Source organism: Idiomarina sp. ST20R2A10, from assembly GCF_051842345.1.
Classification (GTDB): Bacteria; Pseudomonadota; Gammaproteobacteria; order Enterobacterales; family Alteromonadaceae; genus Idiomarina; species Idiomarina loihiensis.
Genome location: NZ_JBNIEY010000005.1, coordinates 152,820 through 175,421, shown reverse-complemented (window position 1 = coordinate 175,421; position 22,602 = coordinate 152,820). Strand labels below are relative to the sequence as shown.

23 protein-coding genes are annotated in these 22,602 nt (G+C 48.9%); 9 read left to right on the top strand and 14 right to left on the bottom strand.

Annotation, left to right across the window (positions count from 1 at the left end; genetic code table 11):
- Nucleotides 1–14: 14 nt before the first annotated feature.
- The 4 genes from ACP7H9_RS09500 to ACP7H9_RS09485 form a co-directional block, all read right to left on the bottom strand.
- Nucleotides 15–2,027 (bottom strand): S9 family peptidase, encoded by a 2,013-nt coding sequence (locus tag ACP7H9_RS09500; RefSeq protein ID WP_439222627.1) that lies wholly within the window; start codon nucleotides 2,025–2,027, stop codon nucleotides 15–17.
- Nucleotides 2,028–2,179: 152 nt separating this feature from the next.
- Nucleotides 2,180–4,069: a DUF1302 domain-containing protein gene (locus ACP7H9_RS09495; RefSeq protein ID WP_439222626.1), complete on the bottom strand. Its 1,890-nt coding sequence runs from the start codon at nucleotides 4,067–4,069 to the stop codon at nucleotides 2,180–2,182.
- A gap of 181 nt (nucleotides 4,070–4,250) precedes the next feature.
- Nucleotides 4,251–5,180, bottom strand: a complete 930-nt coding sequence (locus ACP7H9_RS09490) for an electron transfer flavoprotein subunit alpha/FixB family protein (RefSeq protein ID WP_439222625.1) — start codon at nucleotides 5,178–5,180, stop codon at nucleotides 4,251–4,253.
- Entirely contained in the window at nucleotides 5,177–5,926 is a 750-nt protein-coding gene (locus ACP7H9_RS09485; RefSeq protein ID WP_034818465.1) for an electron transfer flavoprotein subunit beta/FixA family protein, read from the bottom strand. The genes ACP7H9_RS09490 and ACP7H9_RS09485 overlap by 4 nt, the downstream gene beginning before the upstream one ends.
- A 124-nt stretch (nucleotides 5,927–6,050) precedes the next feature.
- Between ACP7H9_RS09485 and ACP7H9_RS09480 the strand changes: the two genes are divergently transcribed.
- Nucleotides 6,051–6,416 (top strand): SufE family protein, encoded by a 366-nt coding sequence (locus tag ACP7H9_RS09480; RefSeq protein WP_034818467.1) that lies wholly within the window; start codon nucleotides 6,051–6,053, stop codon nucleotides 6,414–6,416.
- Between the two features lie 124 nt (nucleotides 6,417–6,540).
- On the opposite strand, the gene ACP7H9_RS09475 is transcribed toward ACP7H9_RS09480, so the two are convergent.
- From ACP7H9_RS09475 to ACP7H9_RS09460, 4 genes are all read right to left on the bottom strand, one after another.
- Nucleotides 6,541–6,852, bottom strand: a complete 312-nt coding sequence (locus tag ACP7H9_RS09475; protein ID WP_417441789.1) for a hypothetical protein — start codon at nucleotides 6,850–6,852, stop codon at nucleotides 6,541–6,543.
- Between the two features lie 152 nt (nucleotides 6,853–7,004).
- Nucleotides 7,005–7,796: a tRNA cyclic N6-threonylcarbamoyladenosine(37) synthase TcdA gene (gene tcdA, locus ACP7H9_RS09470; protein ID WP_439222624.1), complete on the bottom strand. Its 792-nt coding sequence runs from the start codon at nucleotides 7,794–7,796 to the stop codon at nucleotides 7,005–7,007.
- Nucleotides 7,789–8,208: a PAS domain-containing protein gene (locus tag ACP7H9_RS09465; RefSeq protein ID WP_011233771.1), complete on the bottom strand. Its 420-nt coding sequence runs from the start codon at nucleotides 8,206–8,208 to the stop codon at nucleotides 7,789–7,791. The genes tcdA and ACP7H9_RS09465 overlap by 8 nt, the downstream gene beginning before the upstream one ends.
- Nucleotides 8,205–9,296, bottom strand: a complete 1,092-nt coding sequence (locus tag ACP7H9_RS09460; protein ID WP_439222623.1) for a response regulator — start codon at nucleotides 9,294–9,296, stop codon at nucleotides 8,205–8,207. The genes ACP7H9_RS09465 and ACP7H9_RS09460 overlap by 4 nt, the downstream gene beginning before the upstream one ends.
- Before the next feature lie 90 nt (nucleotides 9,297–9,386).
- Between ACP7H9_RS09460 and ACP7H9_RS09455 the strand changes: the two genes are divergently transcribed.
- The gene (locus tag ACP7H9_RS09455; protein WP_286823568.1) at nucleotides 9,387–10,070 is read left to right on the top strand and encodes an REP-associated tyrosine transposase; all 684 of its coding nucleotides are present in this window, start codon (nucleotides 9,387–9,389) and stop codon (nucleotides 10,068–10,070) included.
- 120 nt (nucleotides 10,071–10,190) lie between these two features.
- Here ACP7H9_RS09455 and ACP7H9_RS09450 read toward each other — a convergent pair whose 3' ends face one another.
- The 5 genes from ACP7H9_RS09450 to rppH form a co-directional block, all read right to left on the bottom strand.
- Entirely contained in the window at nucleotides 10,191–11,042 is an 852-nt protein-coding gene (locus ACP7H9_RS09450) for a thymidylate synthase (RefSeq protein WP_439222622.1), read from the bottom strand.
- Between the two features lie 216 nt (nucleotides 11,043–11,258).
- Entirely contained in the window at nucleotides 11,259–12,059 is an 801-nt protein-coding gene (gene lgt / locus ACP7H9_RS09445) for a prolipoprotein diacylglyceryl transferase (protein WP_439222621.1), read from the bottom strand.
- Nucleotides 12,060–12,082: 23 nt separating this feature from the next.
- Complete coding sequence (locus ACP7H9_RS09440; RefSeq protein ID WP_439222620.1) at nucleotides 12,083–12,874, bottom strand: sulfite exporter TauE/SafE family protein; 792 nt, start codon at nucleotides 12,872–12,874, stop codon at nucleotides 12,083–12,085.
- A gap of 2 nt (nucleotides 12,875–12,876) precedes the next feature.
- The gene (gene ptsP / locus ACP7H9_RS09435) at nucleotides 12,877–15,147 is read right to left on the bottom strand and encodes a phosphoenolpyruvate--protein phosphotransferase (RefSeq protein ID WP_041291772.1); all 2,271 of its coding nucleotides are present in this window, start codon (nucleotides 15,145–15,147) and stop codon (nucleotides 12,877–12,879) included.
- A 5-nt stretch (nucleotides 15,148–15,152) separates the two neighbouring features.
- Complete coding sequence (gene rppH, locus ACP7H9_RS09430; RefSeq protein ID WP_011233763.1) at nucleotides 15,153–15,665, bottom strand: RNA pyrophosphohydrolase; 513 nt, start codon at nucleotides 15,663–15,665, stop codon at nucleotides 15,153–15,155.
- Nucleotides 15,666–15,759: 94 nt separating this feature from the next.
- Between rppH and mutH the strand changes: the two genes are divergently transcribed.
- Nucleotides 15,760–16,434: a DNA mismatch repair endonuclease MutH gene (gene mutH, locus ACP7H9_RS09425; protein ID WP_273025233.1), complete on the top strand. Its 675-nt coding sequence runs from the start codon at nucleotides 15,760–15,762 to the stop codon at nucleotides 16,432–16,434.
- 34 nt (nucleotides 16,435–16,468) lie between these two features.
- A complete protein-coding gene (locus ACP7H9_RS09420; RefSeq protein ID WP_110013609.1) occupies nucleotides 16,469–17,131 on the top strand; it encodes a DUF2982 domain-containing protein in 663 nt (220 codons plus the stop codon).
- Between the two features lie 94 nt (nucleotides 17,132–17,225).
- On the opposite strand, the gene ACP7H9_RS09415 is transcribed toward ACP7H9_RS09420, so the two are convergent.
- Nucleotides 17,226–17,960: an EAL domain-containing protein gene (locus tag ACP7H9_RS09415; RefSeq protein ID WP_439222619.1), complete on the bottom strand. Its 735-nt coding sequence runs from the start codon at nucleotides 17,958–17,960 to the stop codon at nucleotides 17,226–17,228.
- A 153-nt stretch (nucleotides 17,961–18,113) separates the two neighbouring features.
- On the opposite strand from ACP7H9_RS09415, the gene ACP7H9_RS09410 reads away from it, so the two are divergent.
- The 5 genes from ACP7H9_RS09410 to ACP7H9_RS09390 all read left to right on the top strand — a co-directional run bounded on the left by ACP7H9_RS09410 (nucleotide 18,114) and on the right by ACP7H9_RS09390 (nucleotide 22,593).
- Complete coding sequence (locus tag ACP7H9_RS09410) at nucleotides 18,114–18,536, top strand: ATP-dependent zinc protease family protein (protein ID WP_011233759.1); 423 nt, start codon at nucleotides 18,114–18,116, stop codon at nucleotides 18,534–18,536.
- Entirely contained in the window at nucleotides 18,533–19,438 is a 906-nt protein-coding gene (gene rimK / locus ACP7H9_RS09405; RefSeq protein ID WP_011233758.1) for a 30S ribosomal protein S6--L-glutamate ligase, read from the top strand. Before ACP7H9_RS09410 ends, rimK begins: the two co-directional genes overlap by 4 nt.
- A gap of 1 nt (nucleotide 19,439) precedes the next feature.
- Nucleotides 19,440–20,462 carry a succinylglutamate desuccinylase/aspartoacylase family protein gene (locus tag ACP7H9_RS09400; RefSeq protein ID WP_439222618.1) on the top strand — a complete coding sequence of 341 codons (1,023 nt, stop codon included), beginning with the start codon at nucleotides 19,440–19,442 and terminating at the stop codon, nucleotides 20,460–20,462.
- On the top strand, nucleotides 20,452–20,808 hold the full coding sequence (locus tag ACP7H9_RS09395; RefSeq protein WP_034818480.1) for an Hpt domain-containing protein: 357 nt from the start codon (nucleotides 20,452–20,454) through the stop codon (nucleotides 20,806–20,808). Before ACP7H9_RS09400 ends, ACP7H9_RS09395 begins: the two co-directional genes overlap by 11 nt.
- Nucleotides 20,809–20,886: 78 nt before the next feature.
- Nucleotides 20,887–22,593, top strand: a complete 1,707-nt coding sequence (locus tag ACP7H9_RS09390) for a DUF342 domain-containing protein (RefSeq protein ID WP_034818481.1) — start codon at nucleotides 20,887–20,889, stop codon at nucleotides 22,591–22,593.
- Nucleotides 22,594–22,602 lie beyond the last annotated feature (9 nt).

Genomic DNA, 22,602 nt, shown 5'->3' with positions numbered 1-22,602 from the left:
ACATGAATGTCAGGCTACTTTGTCTTTCCTTTGTATTTTTCAAACCAATGCAGAATATAAGCTACTTTGTTCATCAGGTTACTGGGCCGCGCGTAAATACCGTGGCCTGAGTCCTGAATACGAACCATGGCGGTGTCCACACCTTTCAATTTCAGTGCCTGATAGTACTGCTCGGTTTCTGACATTGGCGTTCTGTAGTCGTTTTCACCGGTCAGTAGCATGGTTGGCGTCGTCACATTGCCGACGTAGCTGATAGGCGAATACTTCATGTAATGTTCCATATTGTCCCACGGCAGACCCGGGAACCAGTACTGATAGAAGAAATTGTACATGTCGGCTGTTAGCACAAAGCTGTACCAGTTAATAACCGGCTTCGCTACCACTGCCGCTTTGAAACGGTCAGTATGGCCGACTATCCACGCGGTTAACACGCCGCCACCACTACCGCCGGTAACGTAAAGCTCATCTTTATCGATAAAGCCTTTGTTAATAACTCCGTCCATTAAGTCGTTGTAGTCATTACTTGGGTAGTTGTGGTGAATTTCATTAGCAAAGTCAGAACCATAGCTGGTGCTGCCGCGCGGGTTGGCATACAACACAACGTAGCCAGCCGCAGCAAACAACTGAATCTCAGCGGCAAAGCGTGGGCCATAGTTGGTGTGCGGACCGCCATGAATTTCCAACATTAACGGGTAGTCTTTGTCTTTATCGAAACCCGGTGGATAAGCAATCCAACCTTGTAAGTCGAGTCCATCGACGCTGGACTTATAGTTAATTTCTTCCACTTTAGCGAGTTCTTTATGCGCCAGTGCGTCCTCGTTCAAGCGTGTTAACTGCTGCACATTACCGTCATTCCACAAGGCCAGTTCAGCCGGGCGCATTGGGTTTGAAATAGTAAAAGCGATACGGTCGTTTTTGGCTACGCTGAAGTCGCCGCCTCCATAAGGACGGGCATAAGACAGACCGCCGACTCTGTTGGTCAGTTGGGTATGATCTCCGTCTAAGTCGGTTCGCGCCAGCTGTCCGATCCCATTGTTGTCGTAGGAAAAGTAAATGCCTTCGCTATCGCTGTCCCACTCAAACCCTGTAACATCACGGTCTAAGTCTTCAGTCAGCAGTTCTACGTCGGAACCGTCTAAGTCCATGACATACAAATTAGAGGCCTGAAAGCTCATTTTAGTGTCGTCATAACCGGTAAACGCAATACGTTCACCATTAGGTGAAACTTTTGGCGAACCATCGGGGCCGTCGCGGTCAGTAATAGCAGTGATTCCTTTATTATTCAGCGTTAAACGATAAATTTCGCTGTTAACCGGCTGGCGAAAAGCGTCGTCACGGCGGTTTGCCGAAAAGAAAATATGCTTACTGTCCGGCGACCACGATAGTTGCCCACCGTGATTAAATTCTTCGTCTGTTAGCTGACGCGGAGAGCCACCGGTCGCCGGAATAACATAGATTTGCTGGTGTCCGTCTTTGGCATAACCACCGCCGTCATAACGGTAGTTGCCTTTATCGATATACTTAGGCGCAGCAGTCCAGTCGGCACCTTCGGGTTTGCCCGGTAAGCTGACCGGTGCCGGTTGCGATTTAGGTGTAAACATGGAAAACGCAATTTGGCTGCCGTCGGGTGACCAGCTTAAGCCAGACGGCGCTTGTGTTAGCTGAGTAACTGCCGCGCTGTCACCGGAATCGACCCAGTAAATATGCACTTGCGGGGAGCCGGTTTCGGTTGAGACGTACGCTAAGCGGTCACCACTGGGTGACCAGACCGGCTGGCTTTCACTGCCCTGACTACCGGTTAACGGCCGAATATCGCCGTCAGGCAGGCTGGCCCATAAGCGCCCCACTTTGCGGTCGTTGTTTATGTCCATAGACTGGCGGACAAATACCGTCCATTCGCCGCTGGGGTGAATAGTCGGTGATGATGCGTATTCCAGCGTAAAGATGTCTTCTAACTGGAGTTTTTCCTGGGCTACCGCTGTGCCCGAAAGCATCAGCGCCGCCGCTGTTATTATCCATTTTTTCATTGTTGTTCTCCCGGAAAATGTAACCTGCCGTGATGTAGCCTGACATTTATGTCAGGTGAGATATTGTTCCTGACATAAATGTCAGGCTACATAATAAAAAAACCGCCTCAGTAGAGACGGTTTTATCGTGATTCACGGTGTGAATCAATGTATTAGAACGCGTATGAGAAGCTGACTGACGCATAATCGCGGTCAGAAAGCGGATCGAGTTCTTCATCAGAATACATGGTGTAACCTAAGCTAACCTTGTAGGTTGACAGGTAGTCGGCTACCAAATTCAAACCTAATGACTTACGACCTTCAATAAAGTTACTGTTAGTTGAGTAGCCGTTTACGTCATGGTTAAACTGAATAGTTGGGTTTAAACCCCAGCCCTGCCAAACGTTTGAATATTCAAACTGGAAGCGAGTGCGGTAACCCCAGGCAGTAGATGTAGCAAAACCCTCGCAATTACCGACTCGGCTTTGGAATTGTTGTGCAACATCACCACGGCCAGCCTGCTCGGCTGCCCCAATAAGCGGGTTCATATCAGCCTGAGTTAAACACTTACCATACAATGGCAGACGACCATAACGTTGCTCTTGTAATCCCGGCATGTCGTGAACGTTATTCATAGCCACTTCGCCCACGAAAGTCATGCGATCAGAGCCCCACAAGCGGTCAACAAAACGCACAAAGCTTAACTGGGTTTGACTAACGTCTAAACGGTCATAACCATGAGCTAAACCATTACCGCCAAACGGGGTGTTATTAAAACGGTTTGAAAAGGTACTTGGCACATTTGGACGCAGACCAGTCGTTAAAATTTCGGTGGTGTTAATTTGCACAGGCACACCATCACGGTAACTGTATTCACCGGAAACTGACCATAGGCCTAAGTTAGTACTAAAACTAAAGCCATACACTTCGGTGTCTTCTGGGTACTCGAGTACTAACCGGGGGCCATCAATAGGGTAGCCATTAGGAGAAGACCAGGTAAAACCAAGATCAAGAGGCGATACGCCTTCCTGGCTCGCTCGAGGATCTTCTGTCCAGTTATAAGCCGAAATAATAGGCGTATTGTTATGCAGGTTAAGATAATAAACGCCAAATTCAGCACCAAGATCTAACGAGTAGTAACGTAGGTTAGCACCCCACTGACCGCTGTCAGAGGCTTCTAAAACTGGGTTACTACCAATATAAGCGCCAGCTTGTACCGACTCAAAGTCGCTTAAAAAGTTTCCTTCGGTTAGTTCGGGGTTAAGCGTGACCTTGCCGCAACCCGGACCACCAATAATATCAACGCTTGAGAAATACGTACCACAGCCATCGAGTTTGGTGTTATCCCACTCATACTGGTAAAACGCTTCTAAGTTAAGCGAGTCGGTTAGACCAATGCTAGTACTGAACATTCCTACGGGTAGCAAGGCTTCTTTAACTTCAGCGCCCGGACGACGAGCAGCGTTAACATCTAACGGGTTAATGTCGTTGATGCCATTAAAAATAAAAGAGCTTTCACCCCAGCTTAATACCTGGCGGCCCAAACGAACGTTAGTTGGCATGCCACCTAAGTCAAAGTTAGCGTAAACGAAGGCATCCAATAGTTCGACACCTTTACCTTGTGAGTAATCGTCAAAAATATCGTCATTTAATTTGGTATCAGGATAATAATTGTTACCCGCGTGACCATGCGGCATATTTTCTTCTGAAACCACATGATCGTACCAATAGTTGAAACGAATAAAGGCACCATGACTGCCGCCATCAATGCTTAAATCGTGTACGCCTTTGAATACCGACGAGACTAAGTCACCTTTATCGAAGTTAAGGTTACCGTCGTCGCCGACACTAGAACCTGCCGTTCCGCCAGCCATGTTACCCGGATGAATCAGATGGTTAGCCTGATCTTCCATACGCCACGCTGCGCCGTAAGACAGAATAGAATCGAATTTAATTTCATAATCGCCGACTTCAAAGTCAGCTGCCTGGCCTGATGCTGCAAAGCTCAGTGCAATGGCCGTAGCCAGAGGAAGTTTTTTTAGCATAGTTGTTCTTCTTTTCATTGTGAGCCACCTAATCTTTTTAACTTGTTTGGCGGTTATGTCTGAATCATGTCCGATGAGTTAAAAATATGCAAGTATATGAACACGAAAATATAACAAGTTGTTAGAAAAAGTGCGGGGAAATGTCGCTACTGACGGCTAAAACTGCGCGTCAGTAGCGATTTTAACAGCTCTATAGGCGTTAGATTTTGCTGTTTAATTCCGGTAGTACGTCGAATAAGTCGGCAACTAACCCGTAGTCTGCGACCTGAAAGATAGGTGCTTCTTCGTCTTTGTTGATGGCAACAATGACTTTAGAGTCCTTCATACCGGCCAGATGCTGGATAGCACCACTAATGCCTACCGCAATATAAAGCTGCGGTGCAACAATTTTACCGGTTTGACCAACCTGCATGTCGTTAGGTACGAAACCGGCGTCTACTGCAGCGCGTGATGCACCTACGGCAGCGCCCAGTTTGTCAGCAACGTCTTCGAGCAGATGGAAGTTTTCGCCGTTTTGCATACCGCGACCACCAGAAATAACAATTTCTGCTGAGGTCAGGTCAGGGCGTTCAGATTCGGCCAGTTGCTCTTCAACAAATTCAGATTTGTCGTTGTTAAAAACAGAATCGATGTTTTCGACGTCGCCGCTACCACCTTCTTCTGCGACTGCGTCAAAGGCTGTTGCACGAACGGTAATGACTTTGATTTTGTCTTCTGACTGCACAGTGGCAATAGCGTTACCCGCATAGATAGGACGCTTAAAGGTGTCGTCGCTTTCTACCGAGATAATGTCAGACACCTGCGCTACGTCTAATAATGCAGCAACGCGCGGCATGAAGTTTTTGCCGGTAGTTGTGGCCGGAGCCAGAATGTGACTGTAGTTTTTACCTAAGTCGGCTACCAGTTCGCTGATGTTTTCCGCCAACTGATGCTCGTAAGCTTCATTGTCTGCCAGCATGACTTTTTTCACGCCGTCGGCTTTTGCTACGTTTTCAGCAACGGTTGAGCACCCTTTACCGGCAACCAGCACCTCGATCTCGCCACCGATTTTCTGTGCAGCGGCTAACGTTTTCAGGGTTGATGGATCAACCGCGTTATTGTCGTGTTCTGCTACCACTAAGATGCTCATAATACTTTCGCCTCGTTTTTCAGTTTGTCGACCAGCTCATCTACGTCAGCTACTTTCACACCGGCACTACGTTCAGCAGGCGTTTCAACTTTCAGCAGCTTAATAGTGCGCTTAACTTCCACACCCAGTTCGTCCGGATTTGTGGTTTCCAGCGGCTTACGCTTGGCTTTCATAATGTTTGGCAACGACGCGTAACGCGGTTCATTCAGGCGCAGGTCAGTGGTGACAACCGCTGGCAGATTCAGCTTAACGGTTTGCAGACCGCCGTCGATTTCCCGAGTGACATTAACAAAACCGTCACCCACTTCCACTTTAGACGCAAAGGTACCTTGCGGCATACCGGTTAAGGCGCCCAGCATTTGGCCGGTCTGGTTGTTGTCTGAGTCGATAGACTGTTTGCCCAGAATAACCATGTCCGGACCTTCTTTCTCTACGACGCCTTTTAAGATTTTGGCGGCAGATAAAGAGTCTGGCATGTCGTCGGTTTCAACCTGAATGGCACGGTCTGCGCCCAAGGCTAAAGCAGTGCGAAGTTGTTCCTGCACGGCTTTAGGGCCAATAGAAACAACCACCACTTCGTCTGCAGTGCCCGCTTCTTTCAGGCGCACGGCTTCTTCTACCGCAATTTCACAGAATGGGTTAAGTGCCATTTTGACGTTAGCCAAATCGACATCGGACTGATCTGGTTTAACACGCACCTTGACGTTGTAGTCAATGACGCGCTTAACCGCGACAAGTATCTTCATGTTGCCTTCCTTTTTCTGGAATGTTCTGAATGTTGGTTTTTATTATGTTGCCATTATCCTAGACTGGCGTCGATCTCACAAGTTATGGGAGAATAAAACTCTATTTCCGTAAGGGAGAGTTTACATGGCCAGCTGGGAACAGCTTTTTCGTCACTTAGTTCAACAAGCTAAAAGTCTACCAGAATACCCGCCGGAATGTCGTGATGACGATCATCTGGTGGGTGGCTGCGAGGCGAAGGTGTGGCTGTGGCTGGATACCTCTGATGTGGAGGCAGTAGTGATTCGTTTTGACTCGGAGTCACGCATTGTGCGCGGCTTACTGGCGCTTTTGCAACAACGGCTGGACGGATGCCCTGTAGCGGAAATAGCGGCCTTTGATATTGACGCCTTTTACCGAGCCGAAGGCCTGGACAACGCGCTCAGCCCCTCGCGCAGCAACGGCCTGTACCAGGTAGCCAAAACCTTGAAGCTGCGGGTTATTGAGGCGTGAGAGAGCGCTGAGGTTATAGGAACTACTGCGGAGGACGCCCGTGAATACATCCCTGTAGGGCTTGGGCAGCGCCATCCTTGGCGCTGCACACCTCCGCAGTAGCTCCCATAACCGTCGGGCGCGCTCACGATACCTTCAATGTACGGCGCTTTAACCGGGCGGATGCCGGAACCAGGCCAACTTTTAGTCCAAAAGGCTTAAACAGTCTATTAATGACATCACTAGAATAATTACCCAAGTCATTTTCAACTTCCGAAACGGTCTTTCGGGAAGTTTTCGTGAGCTCGGCATAGTCGCTTTGATTCATTGCAGTAATTTTTTTCCTGAACTCCTGCAACGCTTGTCCCTGGCTTATTTCACCCTGTAATAGCTGTAGCGCAATACGTTCAATAAGAGCTTCTCGCTCTTCGACATCAAGCCGATTATTCTTGCTCATAACAGCTCCCAGAGTTTCAACTTTCGTGGAATACTTGCTAACCCGCCTTTGGACATAGTTATAATAATGTACGGCACACACTTAAAATTGAGTGATATTACACTCAAAATAGACGAACGAATCTATTTTTGCAACCTATACCACGCAAAAGGTTATTTTTTGGATGTCAACCGCTTCAATAACGTAGCAGTGGCTTGCATGGCAAAGCTACAGGTGACTACCATGGCGGCGCCAAAGCCGGAGCTGCAGTCCATGCGCATGGTGCCGGAGCCCGGTTTTTGCAGCGTGACTTCGCCTTCGTGTTCACCGGAAATTATTGGATAGCGCAACTGCTCTTCGGAATAGACACAGTCAACGCCCCATTTACGTTTGGGGTTCTTGGAAAAGCCGTAGTCGCGGCGCAGTTGTGAGCGCACCTTAGCCAACAACGGGTCTTGTTTGGCTTTGGCAAGGTCACCGACGCGGATCATACCAGGGTCTATCTGCCCACCCGCTCCGCCGCACACCACTATGCGCAGCTTGCGACGCTTACACCAGGCCACTAAAGCCGACTTAGTATTAACGCTGTCTATGGCATCGAGCACGGCATCGGCGCCGGTTAAGTATTCTTCAAAGTTTTCCGGCAGCAAATAGTCGTCAATTAACCGCACTTCGCAGTTAGGATTAATGCTTTTCACCCGCTGCGCCAATACTTCGCTTTTAAGCTGGCCTATGGTGTCATCGGTAGCCGGTAGCTGTCGGTTAATGTTAGTGACACACACATCGTCCAGGTCGATTAGCGTTAGCTTACCAATACCTGTACGCGCCAGAGCTTCCACCGCCCATGAGCCAACGCCGCCAAGCCCGGCGACCACAATATGTAACTGCTGAAACTGCGTTAACGACGCTTGTCCGTATACACGGCTTACGCCGCCAAAACGTTGATCAGGTACTTCTTCACTCATGGCTGGGTTGTTCACTCACATCGTAAATAATAATGCCCACCTGGTGCACTTCACCACGCGGGTTCTTCAGCGGAATTAAGGTGACATTCTGGTACATCCATTCACTCTGCCCGCTTATTGGGCGGCTGTGGCGAAAACGAAAGACGTAAGGACGTTGTTGCCAGGTAATAAACACCCGCGAATTTAACTGCCGCACCCGGTCAATTTTACGCTGAAACCAAGCCTCTTCGATACCCGGACAGCAGCGAAATAAGTTTTTATCGCGTACTTCACTAGGCCGCAGGCCACTGTGATTCTGCATAAACTCGTTCCACATCTGAATGTTGTTGTCGTTATCAATAACCACAATACCGACATCAATGGCGCCCAGAATGCTCAGTTTACTGTGCAGTTCGTCCATATCGTCTATCATTCGTCGTCTCCCTGAAGCCAATGAGCCAGCTGCTGGTCAAGAATTTTCACCGCATCGGCCGGAAATAACAGCAGTAAGTCGAAAGCCAGTTTGTGCTCCGGTAACTGATAACCTATTTCTATTGCCAGAATTTTCTGCCAGCGATGTTCGCCGTGTTTAATCAATTCCCGCATTGACTGATGTTCGCCTAACAGCACCGGCTGCGAAGCTGCAAATTCCACATGCAGTTGCTGGCCTAAGCCGTTTAAACACGCCGAGGACAAAATGGACGCGACGTCCATTAACGACTCAATGCGTTGTTGCTTAATTGAGCCGCTTTCACCAAGCTTAGCGCCCAACAACTTGCCAATATCGTCAATAGAGGCGTCATTAAACAGCGTTAGCGCTTCGCCAAGAATACCGCTGCCGGAAAACCCCTGACTTACCGCGGCCACCTGCTTGTTGGTGTCGATAGACTCTATGGCCATGTGCAGCTCGGAAGGGGCGATAAAATTGACATTAGGTACAGGCAGTTCAATAAAGGTATCCAGCACCCGGGCTAAGTGATCACCTGCTTGCCCCATGGCAACGTTCGATACTTCCCGGTAAACATCCAGCGGATTCGCCGGAGCCTGTGGTGTTTCATCGGCCAGTTTAAGCTGACCCGCGGCCGGTTGGTACAAACCAAATTGCTGCAACAGAGTTTGTATGTCTTCTGGCTTCATTGGCTTTTTCACAAAAGCCATAGCCCCCAGCGCCTGCACACGCTTTTGAGCTTCGGGCTGAATGTCACCGGACACGACAATAACCAAAGTTTCTAATTGCTCTTCTTTTATAGCCTGCAGAGTTTCGTAGCCGTCTTTTACCGGCATGTTTAAGTCCAGAAACAGCACTTCGGCGCGACCTTCGCGCACGCATGCCAGCGCCTGCTCGCCGTGTTCCGCCTGGTGAACCTCAGCATCCCAGTCATCTGGCAGCGTGCGAAGTAACTGCTTACGTGCCATCTTGGAGTCATCGCACAGAGTGACTTTTAACGTCATAGATTCAGGCTCCCGGCCATTGTTGAATGCTTTTATTCTAGCGCAGGCCACAACCTGATGCCATTGCATGTGGATATACCCGCCGACGTAGCCTGACATTTATGTCAGGTGAGATATACCCACAGTTAAAATACCGCCTAAATAATTAGGCGATGTCATGTGTTCAACATCGCTCCTGACGTAAACGTCAGGCTACATCAATGCCAAGCTGCATCAACCAATACGCCGTTTTCCTACAACACAATGGAATTGACCGTTTCCGGGTTATGGCTATTAATTACCTGCATGACTAATGTACGCAGATACTACGAAGGTGGATGGTATTTTTTTACCGTTTGCACCCACAAAAGACAAAAGGTACTAACACACCCCGATGTTCTGGCTGCGTTACGTAGTGCCGTGAAAGAAACCATGCGTACTCACCCTTTTGAAATAGAGGCCTGGGTTGTCATGCCTGATCACCTGCATTGCGTATTGCGAATAGTGGACACTGATGTTCCGGTTCGATGGTCTAAAATTAAGGCCTTAACTTCTAAAGCTTTACCTGAGTTCTCCGCCAAAAATTATAGTCAGCACTATAAGAATAAAAGTAGACAAAAGCGGCAGTTAAGCAGCCTATGGCAGAAAGGGTATTGGGAGCACACAATTCGTAATGAGAAAGAGTTATACATGTATTTGCTTTACTGTTGCTACAATCCGGTAAAACACCGTTACGTTTCAAACGCTACCGAATGGCCCTATTCAACTTTGAATCGTTACCTGCGTAACAATCGATACCCGCCCGATTGGGCTTACATTAACGAATCTTGGGTAGACAGTAACTTGGCCGCATATGACCCATGACGCAACCTACGCTGGTGATGTGGTCTGACATTTATGTCAGGCCACATCACCAGTAAAAATACCGCCTAAATAATTAAGCGATGCCGTGTATTCGACATCGCTCCTGACGTAAACGTCAGGCTACACTGTGAAGGGGTATTTAATGGGTTCGTGGCACTGGTAGCCGCTGACGGTGAAATCGTCTTTGCTGACCCAGGTTTCAATGTCTTCTAAAGACTTTATCTCTGGGTTAATATGCAGCTGTGGCGATGGAAAAGGCTCTCGCTTCAGCTGTACATCACGCATGAGTTCCAACTGGTTCTCATAAATGTGAGCGTTCACTATCTTGTGGTAGGCCTTGCCCGGCTTGTGACCAGTAATTTGTGCCACCAAAGCTAAAAGAACAAAGCACTGAATTTGGTTAAAATTGAGTCCCAGCGGTACGTCGCAGCTGCGTTGGTACGAAGTCAGATACAGCGTGTCACCTAACAACGAAAAATTGTGGGTATGCATACACGGACGCAGACAACCTAATTCAAATTCGCCGGGGTTATAAAAGGTGACGATTTCGCCACGGTCATCAATACCTTTTGACAGGTTGTTGATCACCTTTTTCAGTTGGTCTAAATGGCTTCCGTCCGGTTTTTGCCATGAGCGCCCCTGCACGCCGTAAACGCGGCCCATGTCGTCTTCGCCTTTGCGATTCGGATTATTCAACCAAGCCTGGTTTTCATTGGCATTGGCGTCCCAGGTTTTACAGCCAATATCACGGAATTGGGCGGCGCTGTCGTAGCCTCGCAAGTACCCTAAAAGCTCAGCAATAGCTGACTTATAATAGCTTTTCCGAGTGGTAATTAGCGGGAATTGGTTGTTGGCAACATCGTATTCTAAGTCGGCGTTTATGACCGTCAGGCAGTTAATGCCTGTACGCTCATTTTTAACCCAGACACCTTCGTCGACAATGCGCTGACACAGCTGTAAGTATTGTTTCATTTTATGCGAATTATGTTGTGCGTAATGTTTTACATCGTACCTGATGCTGTGGCCTGATGCTATTGCATCAGGTGAGATCTTATCCGTGGAAGCTCATTTGAAGTAGCCTGACGTTTACGTCAGGAACGGTATCCCGCATGCCCTCTTCGTAGCCTGACATTCATGTCAGAGCCAATATCTCACCTGACATGAATGTCAGGCTACATCCCGTATCCATCAGCCTGTAGGCAATTGCTTCTGTGCACGTACCATGAGAATAATACCCAGAATAATCATTGGCAGGGTCAGCCATTGGCCCATGGACATGCCTAAAGACAGCAGGCCTAAGTGAGCATCGGGTTCGCGGAAGAATTCGACAATAAAGCGTGCAACACCATAGCCGAGCAGGAACAACCCGCTAACCGCACCAACGCCTCGGGGTTTGCGCTGGAACCACAGAATAACGGCGAACAACAGCAAGCCTTCTAACAAAGCTTCGTATAACTGCGACGGATGGCGTGGCACCGGCCCGCCACTGGGGAAATACATAGCCCAAGGCACTTCTGCCGCACGCCCCCAAAGCTCGCCGTTAATAAAGTTACCAATGCGTCCGAAAAATAACCCCATAGGCACTAACGGAGCAACAAAGTCGCCTACTTGCAAAAACGAGCGCTGTTTTTTGCGGGCATACAGATACATAGCAGCAATAACACCCAGCAAGCCGCCGTGGAATGACATACCGCCTTCGTGAATGTAGAACAGGTACAACGGGTTATCGATAAAGTAGTCGAAGTGATAAAACAGTGTATAACCGATGCGACCACCGAGAATAACGCCGATAAAACCCCAGAACATTAGGTCGCTGAACTCTTCTTTGCTCCAGTTAGGGTCTGTTTTGGTCTGGCGCATGCCCCAAAAATAAGCGAAGGCAAAAGCCGCTATATAGGCAAGGCCATACCAGCGAATGTCCAAAGGTCCCCAAATATGAAAAAGAACAGGATCAATGGCGGGAAATTGCCAATAGTCATTAGACGGCACTGCTTGTACTCCCTGCTTTATAGTTAATTAAAAATAAGTTGTATGGCGACCAGAATTAAAAACGCCGCAAAAACGCGCTGTAACTGTTTAACTGGTAATTTGTGCGCCAGTTTAGCACCCAGTGGGGCGAATAGCACCGATGCAGCGGAAATCCCTAACCAGGCAGGCACATTAATTAGACCTAAAGCACCGGTTTCCCTACCCGACAACCAGCCATTTAAAATGAACATTACGACCGAGCTGCAACCAATAACAAAGCTGCCGAGCGAGGAAATGGCGATAGCCTGGCGCACCGGTAAGCGCATACGGCTTAAAAATGGCACGGTCAGCGCACCACCGCCAATGCCAACCAGGCCCGATATGGTTCCGATAATATAACTGCCCAGCGCCACTAACCGTTTAGAAACTGAAGTTAATGGTTCGCCAGTTTTCTGCGGAAGTACCATGCGGGCAGCCAGGGCTATTAACACAATTGAGAAAATGATTTTTAACCAGTCCGGATCAACAACAGTGACCAGAAAAGCGCCCGTCATTGCGCCAACAGACAAGCCCGGCAATACCCTAATTAGCCAGAATTTCTCCATCAAACCATGTTTAGCATGCGCACGTGATGCACTGGCTGTGGTCATACAAATGGTTGCCAGACTGGTGGCGATAGCACTGGGGACAACCAGCTCCGGCGGCACGCCAATAATAGGCAGTAAATAAATGAGTAGTGGCACAATAACCAGACCACCGCCAATACCCAGCAAGCCGGCTAATAAACCCGCCACTGCTCCGCCGCCAATACACCAAATCCAGGTGGTGAGTAACATGCTTATTTCCCTGCTCTGACAAAACCACCGAGTCCGATGCTTTCCATCTTCTCGGCAATCATTTTGCGAATTTGATCGGGGTTACGTGCCTGCAAAGCTTTAGCCAGCATCACGTTTAACGTGCTGGAACGCACATTACGCAGTATCCAGCGCACCCGGTCGACGTTATAACTGTTCATACTGAGCTGTCGATAACCCATAGCCACCAGCAGTAAAGCACCGCCCGGATCACCGGCTAACTCGCCGCAGACACTAACGGGCTTACCAATTTCTTCGCAGCGCCGGGCGATTTCATCCAGGCTGGCTAATACTGCCGGGTGGTAGGCGTCATAAAGGCTGGCAACGCGGCGGTTATTCCTGTCCACCGCCAGCAAATACTGTGTCAGGTCATTACTGCCGACCGAGAAAAAATCGACTTTGCTGGCCATAGCCGGCAACTGATAAATAGCGGCGGGCACTTCTATCATCACGCCCAGCTGCGGCTGAAACAGGTTAACACCCACTTCACAGCCCTGCTCTTCGGCTACCTCAAAATACGCTTGTTTGATAAGCCGTGACGCTTCGTCAACTTCGCTGGTGCTGGTTATCATGGGCAGCAAAATACGCAAATTGCTTTTGCCAATACTGGCTCGCAACATAGCGCGAATTTGAATCAGGAAAATTTCCGGATGGTCCAGAGTTAACCTTATACCGCGCCAGCCCAGAAATGGGTTGTCTTCTTTTAACGGAAAATAGGGTAGCGGCTTGTCTCCCCCCACGTCCAGCGTACGCATAACCACTGGCTGATCAGGAAACTGATCCAGCACTTCCTGATACATTTCGGTTTGTTCGTCTTCTGTGGGCAATTGGTCGCGCATCATGAACGGAATTTCTGAGCGATACAAACCCACGCCATCGATGTTCAGCGTTTTCAGGTAGTCGTGAGTAACATCCAGCCCAAGGTTCAGGTGCAGGCTTATGCGCTGACCATCCTGCGTTTCTGCAGGCAAATGACTATGCTCAGTAACAATGTCACGCAGTTCTTGTTCTTCTTCGGCTAACTGATGAAACTGAGTTAATACTTGCGCTGGCGGGTCCACATAAATTTCGCCAGTGTAGCCATCCACTGCCAGCAAGCGGTCGGAGAAGAAGTGCAGCTCGATGTCGTCGACACCCAGCACCGCCGGAATGTTCATGCTGCGCGCCATAATAGCAGCATGCGAGTTACTCGAACCATTTAATGAAATGATACCGGCAATTTGCTCTCGCGGCAGCTCGGCCAACATTGAAGCAGTGACTTCGTCCGCTATCAAAATGAAGTTGTCCGGCAAGGGCTTGCGTTTACGCTGACGGTTTTGTAAGTGCAACAGCACCCGCTGACCTATGTCACGCACATCGGTGGCGCGTTCTTGCAGATAAGAGTCTTCTAATGCCTCAAACTGAGCAACAAACTGCTCGACCACGTATTTTAATGCGGTTTGCGCGCGCCAGCCTTCTTTAATCATGTTTTCGACGGCGTCGCCCATACTGGCCGCGTCCAGCATGCCCTGGTACACATCGAAAATTGCCAGCGTATCATCCGGCACCTGCCCCGCCATGCGCCTGGACAGTTCTTTTAAGTCGGCTCGGGTACGTGCAACCGCCTGACGGAACTTGCGAATTTCGTGAATGGGTTTGTCGGAACGTCGTGGAGTCACTTCATCTATACGCGCTTCTGGTCGCGACACATAAGCCTCACCCACGGCCACACCGGGCGAACCGGGCAAGCCCCTTAAGCTGTGTATCCAGGGGGAGTGTTCACTAACCAGCAAACCTTTGGCATCGGCATGCGCTATAACTGCCGCCAACTGCGCTGCCAAAGTAACAATAAAAGCTTCTTCTTCACGACTAAAACTGCGCGCCACACTTTGATGCACCACCACTATACCCAGCACTTTGCGGCGGTGGATAATAGGAGCGGCTAGTAAGCCCTTATAAATATTCTCGTTGGTGTCGCTGAGTTTTTTGTTGGCGGGATGCATACTGGCATCGGCAATGTTTAGCGGCTCTTCTCGTTGTGCCGCTAAACTGATAATACCTTCGCCAAAGTCGACCCGGACGGGTTTTCCGTCTTCGGCACGCAAGCCGTCACTGGCCGCCATAACAAACTGACGCTGGTCGTTGTCGGCCAAAAATACACTGCAACTGTCGGTTTCTAAGGCTTCGCGCACCTGACTCACCATGGTAGTTAATGCCATGTTGAAATCAGGCGCTTTATTGACGCCCTGGACTATCCTTTGCAATGTAACCAACATCATATTTAACGTTTGCGCCTGTGCTGACGCCCTCCCGAAGCTCGAAATGGCATCGCCTGCGTGGCAAACTCTTTCATCACCCGACGATATACATCGCGCTTGAAGGATACGACCTGCCGCACCGGGTACCAATAACTGACCCAGCGCCAGCCATCAAATTCAGGGTGGCCTGAATGTAAAACATCTACGTCTTCTTCACGACATTTTAGCCGTAACAAAAACCACTTTTGCTTTTGTCCAACACACATGGGCCGCTGTTCACGTCGAATTAAGCGCTTTGGCAAGCGATAACGCAACCACTGTCGGCTGGTGTACAGAATTTCAACCTGCTCCGGCTTTAACCCGACCTCTTCGTAGAGTTCGCGGTACATTGCCTGCTCAGGGGTCTCGCCTTCGTGAATTCCTCCTTGCGGAAATTGCCAGCTTTGCTGGTTAATTCGACGAGCCCAAAATACCTGCCCATGCCCGTTACAGATGACGATTCCTACGTTTGCCCGGAACCCTTCTGCATCTATCACGCGAGCATCCTCAATTATTCTCTGTTACAGTGGATTCTTCCATAAAGCCCGGTTGCGGGCAAATGCTGATTCACTATTTACGAAGATTTAAGTCATGACCGACAAGCCACAACGCCCTCAGTCCATTGATGAATTGTTTCAGCGCGCGGCGGCTTTAGCTGGCCGTACATTTGCTGACCTGGCTGCTGAAACCGGGTTGCAGGTACCCAAAGATTTACGCCGCGACAAAGGCTGGGTGGGACAACTACTGGAGCTGCAACTGGGTGCCACTGCGGGCTCTAAGCCCACGCAGGACTTCCCTGAGCTGGGTGTTGAACTCAAAACGCTGCCGGTAACGCCCGACGGTGAACCGCTGGAAACCACTTTTGTCTGTACCGCTCCTTTAGTAAATATTCAGGGAGTCCAATGGACCACTTCTAACGTACGAAATAAATTACAACAGGTGTTGTGGCTGCCCATTGACGGCCGCCGCGAAGTGCCTTTAGCCGAGCGGGTAGTTGGCAGTGCGTTTTTGTGGATACCTAGCGAACAGGAAGAAGCCTTGCTGCGCAACGACTGGGAAGAGCATATGGACCGTATTGCTTTGGGCCAGGTTGAGAGTATTACCGCACGTCAGGGGGAAGCCATGCAAATTCGCCCCAAAGCCGCAGACGGTTCGGCGCTGACCGAGGCCATTGGCCCGGAAGGTACTATAATTGAAGTGCGCCCACGGGGCTTTTATCTTAAGAAGGATTTCACCCGGCAGATATTGCAGCGGATGTTTATGTAATCCGAGGAATCATCGGTTGTACACAGGAGAAACTATGCAATTTAATGTCAGTCCTCAGGCTAAGCGCAATGCATTAACCTTTTGTGGGTTGGCGGTATTGTTGTTTGCGCTACTGGTTTTCCTTCATCTGGTGCGAGACGATATTCCGGTGGGTGTTACTGTGGTGCTCGGCGCAACGTCCGGCATATTCTTGCTGTTAGGCATTGGTAAAGTGATAGAGCCTCCGGTTTCACTGGTGATAACCGAAGACGGCATTCGTTATTTGCACCGCCGTGGACAATGGCAGATTCGCTGGGAAAATATTATCCGTTACGACGTTCCCCGAGTGAACCGGGTGCTGGAGCTTGAAGACGCCCCCTTTCTGGGGTTCCGGTTGTATCAGGTTGAAGAAGTGCTGGATGATATTTCGCCCCGGCTTGCTTCTGCCTTATTGTTCGAACAACGTCAGTTGCTGACTATGGCGTTGCGGCATCAGGCACCGGAGCGCGAGGATTATACACCTTATTTTGATATTCCGGACAGTTACATTAGCCCTAATGGCACTGTTTATAAGGGGCTAATTGGTGTGTTTGGTAAGCGCATGGAACAAATGCGGGAATTACTTGGTTACGACCTTTACGTAAGTTCCAATGCGCTGGACCGCGACATTTACGATTTTAAAGCCCATTTGCAGAAGTTACAGGCATCTCGTAAGTAGCCTGACGTTTACGTCAGGAGCGATATATCACCTGACATAAATGTCAGGTTACAGGGCGCACAGAACCAGGATCTCACCTGACATAAATGTCAGGCTACGGGAAATTAATGTCCTGGAAGGCTTCCAGCATAGGTTTCTGGAAGAAATAGCCTTGCATTAGGGTAATGCCACTGTCGCGCAGGTATTTGTACTCGTCTTCGGTTTCAATGCCCTCGGCTATTAGCTGGATACCCAGCTCTTCTGAAATTTGCTGAATGGACCGAACCAGAGTTTGCTTCACCTTATTCTGGCTAATATCACGAATAAGCTTCATATCAATTTTCAGGATGTCCGGCTGGAAGTCAGCTAATAAATTCAATCCGGCGTAACCGGCACCAAAGTCATCGATGGCGGTTCTGAACCCCTCTTTACGATAAGCTTCAAACACTTCCACCAGAAATTCCTGGCTCACAACCTGTTCCTGCTCAGTCACCTCAAAAATAATTTTATCCCGGTCAAACCCGGTTTTGTGAGCGGTCGATAAGGTGGTTGCCAGACAAGTTTCCGGTTCATATATGGCGTTAGGCATAAAGTTAATGCTTAAACTACCCGGTAATTGAATACGAGAAGCTGTCTCTATTGCCTTAACCCGACAGGTTTGATCAAAAGTGTACTTGTTGTCTTCAGTCACTTGCCCCAATATTCGTCCTGCGCCCTCGCCGTTTTCTCCACGAACCAGAGCCTCGTGTGCGAATACACTTTTATCAGAGATATCAACAATTGGCTGAAAGGCCATTTTAATGCCAAACCCCAAAGGTTTTCGACAATCGCAAGATGGGCAAACAGACATGAGCTATCCTTAAGTTGAGTCTTATTACTAAGTATCTTATTAAACCTAGCAGTTTTCAAAACGAACGTAAAAATTATGGCTATCGATCAATAAAAATTGCGTTTTACCAAAAATACTGTATTAAGCATTCAAGATTTACAACAAGGTAGCACAATGACAACAATTGGCTGGCAAGAGTGGGGAGCACTTCCTGAACTCAATATTAATCTAATTCATATGAAAGTCGATACTGGCGCGAAAACTTCGTGTCTGCACGCATTCAAACTTGAACCTTTTGAACGCGATGGGCAGGAGTGGTTGCGTATTTTTATGCACCCGGAGCAAGGCTCTTTGCGCGAACAAGTGTGCGAAGCCCCGGTATTTGATAAACGTGAAGTGACCGATTCCGGCGGGCATACTGAAACCCGTTATGTGATCCGAACCCGGTTGCAACTGGGTAAGTTTGACCAGGCGGTCGAACTGACATTAACTAATAGAGACACCATGAAGTTCCGTATGTTATTGGGTCGACAAGCCATGCGCGGAAACTTTATCGTAGATCCACAAGCCTCTCACTTATTAGGAGAAGAGCAATGAGAATTGCGATTTTATCGCGTAACGCCTCACTTTATTCAACTCGCCGCTTAGTGGAAGCCGCTGAAGAGCGTGGACACGAAGTTGACGTGCTTAACCCGCTAAGATGTTACATGAACATTAATGCGCGTGAGTCATCCATCCATAAGCACGGCAAGGAACTGCCCCATTACGACTGTGTTATTCCGCGTATTGGGGCGTCAGTGACCTTTTATGGCACCGCTGTTTTACGCCAGTTTGAAATGATAGGCAGCTACCCGCTAAATGAATCAGTCGCTATTTCCCGTAGCCGCGACAAGCTGCGTTCGCTGCAGTTGCTTTCGCGAAAAGGCATAGGCCTGCCGACAACCGGTTTTGCCAGTCAGCCACAGGACATTCCTGACCTCATTGACATGGTTGGCGGCGCACCGTTGGTTATTAAATTGCTGGAAGGTACTCAGGGCATTGGTGTGGTATTAGCCGAAACCCGTCAGGCCGCTGAAAGTGTTATTGAAGCCTTTATGGGTCTGCACTCCAACTTTATGGTGCAGGAATACATTAAAGAAGCTGGTGGTGCGGACATTCGCTGTTTGGTTATTGGCGACAAAGTCATTGCAGCAATGAAGCGCCAGGCAAAAGCCGGTGAGTTTCGTTCAAATTTGCACCGTGGCGGCAGCGCGTCACTAGTTAAGCTAACTCCGGCTGAGCGCGCAACGGCGGTTAAAGCCGCTAAAACCATGGGGCTTAACGTAGCGGGTGTGGATATCTTACGCTCTAACCACGGTCCATTAGTTATGGAAGTGAACTCGTCACCAGGGCTTGAAGGTATTGAACAGGCAACCGAGAAAGACGTTGCGTCGCAAATTATTACCTTCCTTGAGAAAAACGCCAAAGCGCATAAAACCCGTACCAAAGGGCAAGGATAAAATGAACGGTTTTGAACTGGCTGGACAATGGGTAGAGCCGGGCTCGCATCAGCATATAACTCTGCCCGCGTTGCGTTTGTATAACGACGCACCGCTGGACTTACGCATAGATGTGTTTCATGGCACCAAGCCCGGCCCCGTATTGCTGGTTTGCGCGGCTATTCATGGTGATGAGCTGAACGGCATTGAAGTTTGCCGACGCTTAATTAATACCACCGACGCCCGCACGCTCAGCGGCACTTTAGTTGTGGTGCCTATTGTTAACTTATTTGGGTTTATTCAGCAGTCTCGCTATTTGCCTGACCGGCGTGATTTAAACCGTTGCTTTCCCGGCTCGGAACGCGGTGCTCTGGGAAGTCGTATGGCGTATTTGTTCAGTGAAGAGCTGGTCAAAAGGTCGACCCACATTGTGGACTTGCACACGGGAGCTATTCACCGCAGTAACCTGCCGCAAATTCGGGTAGACGTTGAAAACGAAAAAGCACTGGCCATGGCGAAGGTTTTCAGCACGCCGGTTATTCTGCACTCTAAAGAGCGCGACGGTTCCTTGCGGGCTTTAGCCAATGAGCTCGGTATTCCTCTCATTTTATATGAGGCAGGTGAAGGACTGCGCTTTGATGAGGCCTCGATAAGTGCCGGCGTTATTGGCGTACAGAATGTAATGAAGCACTTAAAAATGATGAAAGGCCGCCGTCGTGGTCGTCGTATTACACCTGTCATTGCCCGTCGTTCCACCTGGGTTCGGGCAGAACGCGACGGCCTTATTATTCCCAAAGTTGAGCTAGGACAAACCATTCAGAAACAACAAGTATTAGCCTTAAGCGTTAACCCGCATGGTGGCGAAGGCGATGCGGTTGAATCTCCGGTACGCGGCATTATTATAGGCTGCAGTAATATTCCGGTAGCTAATGAAGGCGAAGCCTTATTCAACGTTGCACAGTTTGATAAAGACGCCATGTCGGACGCTACCGAAAGCGTTGATTCTTTTACCGAGGTTTACGAGAACAAACCTTATGAGCAGTAATTCAGTACAGATTGATTTTAACCGCGGTCTGCGCCATTGTGATAACCAGCACAACCTCTACCGGGAAGTGCTGAACTGTTACCTGGAACAGTTTGCTCCTTTGCTGAATACAGAGGACTTATTAGAAGATGTTGAAGCGGCCCGCTTACAGTTACATACGTTAAAAAGTTTAAGTGCTACTATTGGCGCGACTGACTTGAGCCTTTTGGCTGCACAACTTTTCAAAAACTGGCAGCAGAAGACTTATGAGCAGCGCGCTGAAGCAATTACACAAGTTAACGTTGAATTAGCCGCAGTGAATGAAAAAATAGCAAGCTACTGTAATGAAGTTGTCCTGGACGATTAAAATTAATACAAAAAAGGGTAAACATTCGTTAAAATAGCCCGATAAAAATTATAACAACAATTAGAGTACAGGCGCCCTATGTCCAGTCCGGTCAGTTTCCGGGTTTCTGAAAGAGATGTGTACATCAGTATTGATGCCGGCACCCCTCCCTCAGAGGTCAAAGCAGATAAACTACAGCAAGCTTGGCAGGCTTCTAAGTTTTCGGCTGCAAAATTGCTTGATCCACAAATGCTGCTGCAAACCGCAACAAAGTATTCCCAGCATTACAGTAAAGACTCTAACAGCAGCATTCCCTTTCAAGTCGCTATTGCCGAGATTTTTGACGCTGATTTAAATTTGCAAGTAAGCGACGATGATATGAAAGTCACTGCCAGCGGTATTGTCGGTTATGGCGGCAAAGCCCTGACGCAGGAATCTATCATTGCCAAGCTGAAGGAAAAGAAAATCACCTCGGGCATTCAGCGCAAGGCTATTGACGCCTTGGTTGAACACACTAATGAAGCTCCACCCGGTGCTGAGCTATCGGTTACCGTGGCCAAGGGAAAATACCCTATCAATGGCAGCAATGCCAAATTTAAACCCCTGACAGATGATGCTCGAAAACGCGTGTTACGCCCTCAGTTGCGTGAAGACGGTACAGCGGACATGCGCGATTTAGGAGCCGAAGTCACGGTTGATCCAGACTCTCCGCTATTGCAGAAGATACCTCCGAGCAAAGGTCGTGTTGGTTTTACTGTTTTTGGACGGGAACTGGAAGCCCGGGACGGTGAAGATCGGGACTTTAAACCCGGAGAAGGGACACGCGTCAGCGATACCGATACCAATTTAATTGTTGCTGACCGAACCGGCATGCCTAGTTTTAACGAAAACAGCGTGCAAGTTGATGATGTTATGCAGCTAAACAACGTCGATGTATCAACTGGTCACGTTAAGTTTAAGGGCAGCGTGATTGTCACCGGCAATGTCAGTGAAGGAATGAAGGTAACTTGTACAGGCGACATTACGGTTGGCGGCTATGTCGATTCTGCCGAGCTATACGCCGATGGCAATATCACTGTGCGTAAAGGCTGTATTGGCCACCTGATTCATTCAGGTGACAATGCCGAGCACGACGAAGATGCCGACGAATGGATACCCGATGTGTCCACCAAGCTTGTTGCCGGTGGTTCCATCTGGTGTGCCTATGCTCAGTATTCCTACTTTGAAGCTCAAACCGGTGTGAATACGGACAAACAGTTAACCCATTGCCATGTCATAACCAAAGGACCGCTGGCCATTGGTGGTGAAGGCCGTAATGCCCGCGGCAAACTCATTGGTGGCACTATTGAAACCTGTGATCATGTCTATTGTGGACAGCTGGGCGCTCCGGCTGGCACTAAAACCCGTATTTACTGGTCGCTTCCGCCCGCTGACCCCCAGTCACTTCAGCACTTAAACAGTATGCGGGCGCTGCTGGCAAAAACTCTGGCCAGAGTAAAAGTGGTACAGCAGGGGTTAAACCGTTGCGACAAACTGGAAGATGGCGTGAAAAAACTCGAATACCAGAAAAAGCTAAAAATTGAGTTACGCAAACTTAAAGCTCGCATTGTTAATACCCGAACCAGCATAGATTCGATACTGGAAGCATTCGAAAACCACCCCGTTTTGCGCACTATGGTCAGCAAAGAAGTCTTCCCGGGTATTTTGTTTATCTTTAAAGAGAAAAGTCTGCGCATAAAAGAACATCGAAATGGTACAATGTTCTTACTTCAGGACAAAAAACTACGAGTAGACAGCTTGCTCTAAGCCGTTGAG

Bases quoted from the DNA above. Each gene is read 5' to 3' on its own strand.
- ACP7H9_RS09500 (WP_439222627.1), bottom strand. From the start codon at position 2,027: ATGAAAAAATGGATAATAACAGCGGCGGCGCTGATGCTTTCGGGCACA.
- ACP7H9_RS09495 (WP_439222626.1), bottom strand. From the start codon at position 4,069: ATGAAAAGAAGAACAACTATGCTAAAAAAACTTCCTCTGGCTACGGCC.
- ACP7H9_RS09490 (WP_439222625.1), bottom strand. From the start codon at position 5,180: ATGAGCATCTTAGTGGTAGCAGAACACGACAATAACGCGGTTGATCCA.
- ACP7H9_RS09485 (WP_034818465.1), bottom strand. From the start codon at position 5,926: ATGAAGATACTTGTCGCGGTTAAGCGCGTCATTGACTACAACGTCAAG.
- ACP7H9_RS09480 (WP_034818467.1), top strand. From the start codon at position 6,051: ATGGCCAGCTGGGAACAGCTTTTTCGTCACTTAGTTCAACAAGCTAAA.
- ACP7H9_RS09475 (WP_417441789.1), bottom strand. From the start codon at position 6,852: ATGAGCAAGAATAATCGGCTTGATGTCGAAGAGCGAGAAGCTCTTATT.
- tcdA (WP_439222624.1), bottom strand. From the start codon at position 7,796: ATGAGTGAAGAAGTACCTGATCAACGTTTTGGCGGCGTAAGCCGTGTA.
- ACP7H9_RS09465 (WP_011233771.1), bottom strand. From the start codon at position 8,208: ATGATAGACGATATGGACGAACTGCACAGTAAACTGAGCATTCTGGGC.
- ACP7H9_RS09460 (WP_439222623.1), bottom strand. From the start codon at position 9,296: ATGCAATGGCATCAGGTTGTGGCCTGCGCTAGAATAAAAGCATTCAAC.
- ACP7H9_RS09450 (WP_439222622.1), bottom strand. From the start codon at position 11,042: ATGAAACAATACTTACAGCTGTGTCAGCGCATTGTCGACGAAGGTGTC.
- ACP7H9_RS09440 (WP_439222620.1), bottom strand. From the start codon at position 12,874: ATGTTACTCACCACCTGGATTTGGTGTATTGGCGGCGGAGCAGTGGCG.
- ptsP (WP_041291772.1), bottom strand. From the start codon at position 15,147: ATGTTGGTTACATTGCAAAGGATAGTCCAGGGCGTCAATAAAGCGCCT.
- mutH (WP_273025233.1), top strand. From the start codon at position 15,760: ATGACCGACAAGCCACAACGCCCTCAGTCCATTGATGAATTGTTTCAG.
- ACP7H9_RS09420 (WP_110013609.1), top strand. From the start codon at position 16,469: ATGCAATTTAATGTCAGTCCTCAGGCTAAGCGCAATGCATTAACCTTT.
- ACP7H9_RS09415 (WP_439222619.1), bottom strand. From the start codon at position 17,960: ATGTCTGTTTGCCCATCTTGCGATTGTCGAAAACCTTTGGGGTTTGGC.
- ACP7H9_RS09410 (WP_011233759.1), top strand. From the start codon at position 18,114: ATGACAACAATTGGCTGGCAAGAGTGGGGAGCACTTCCTGAACTCAAT.
- rimK (WP_011233758.1), top strand. From the start codon at position 18,533: ATGAGAATTGCGATTTTATCGCGTAACGCCTCACTTTATTCAACTCGC.
- ACP7H9_RS09400 (WP_439222618.1), top strand. From the start codon at position 19,440: ATGAACGGTTTTGAACTGGCTGGACAATGGGTAGAGCCGGGCTCGCAT.
- ACP7H9_RS09395 (WP_034818480.1), top strand. From the start codon at position 20,452: ATGAGCAGTAATTCAGTACAGATTGATTTTAACCGCGGTCTGCGCCAT.
- ACP7H9_RS09390 (WP_034818481.1), top strand. From the start codon at position 20,887: ATGTCCAGTCCGGTCAGTTTCCGGGTTTCTGAAAGAGATGTGTACATC.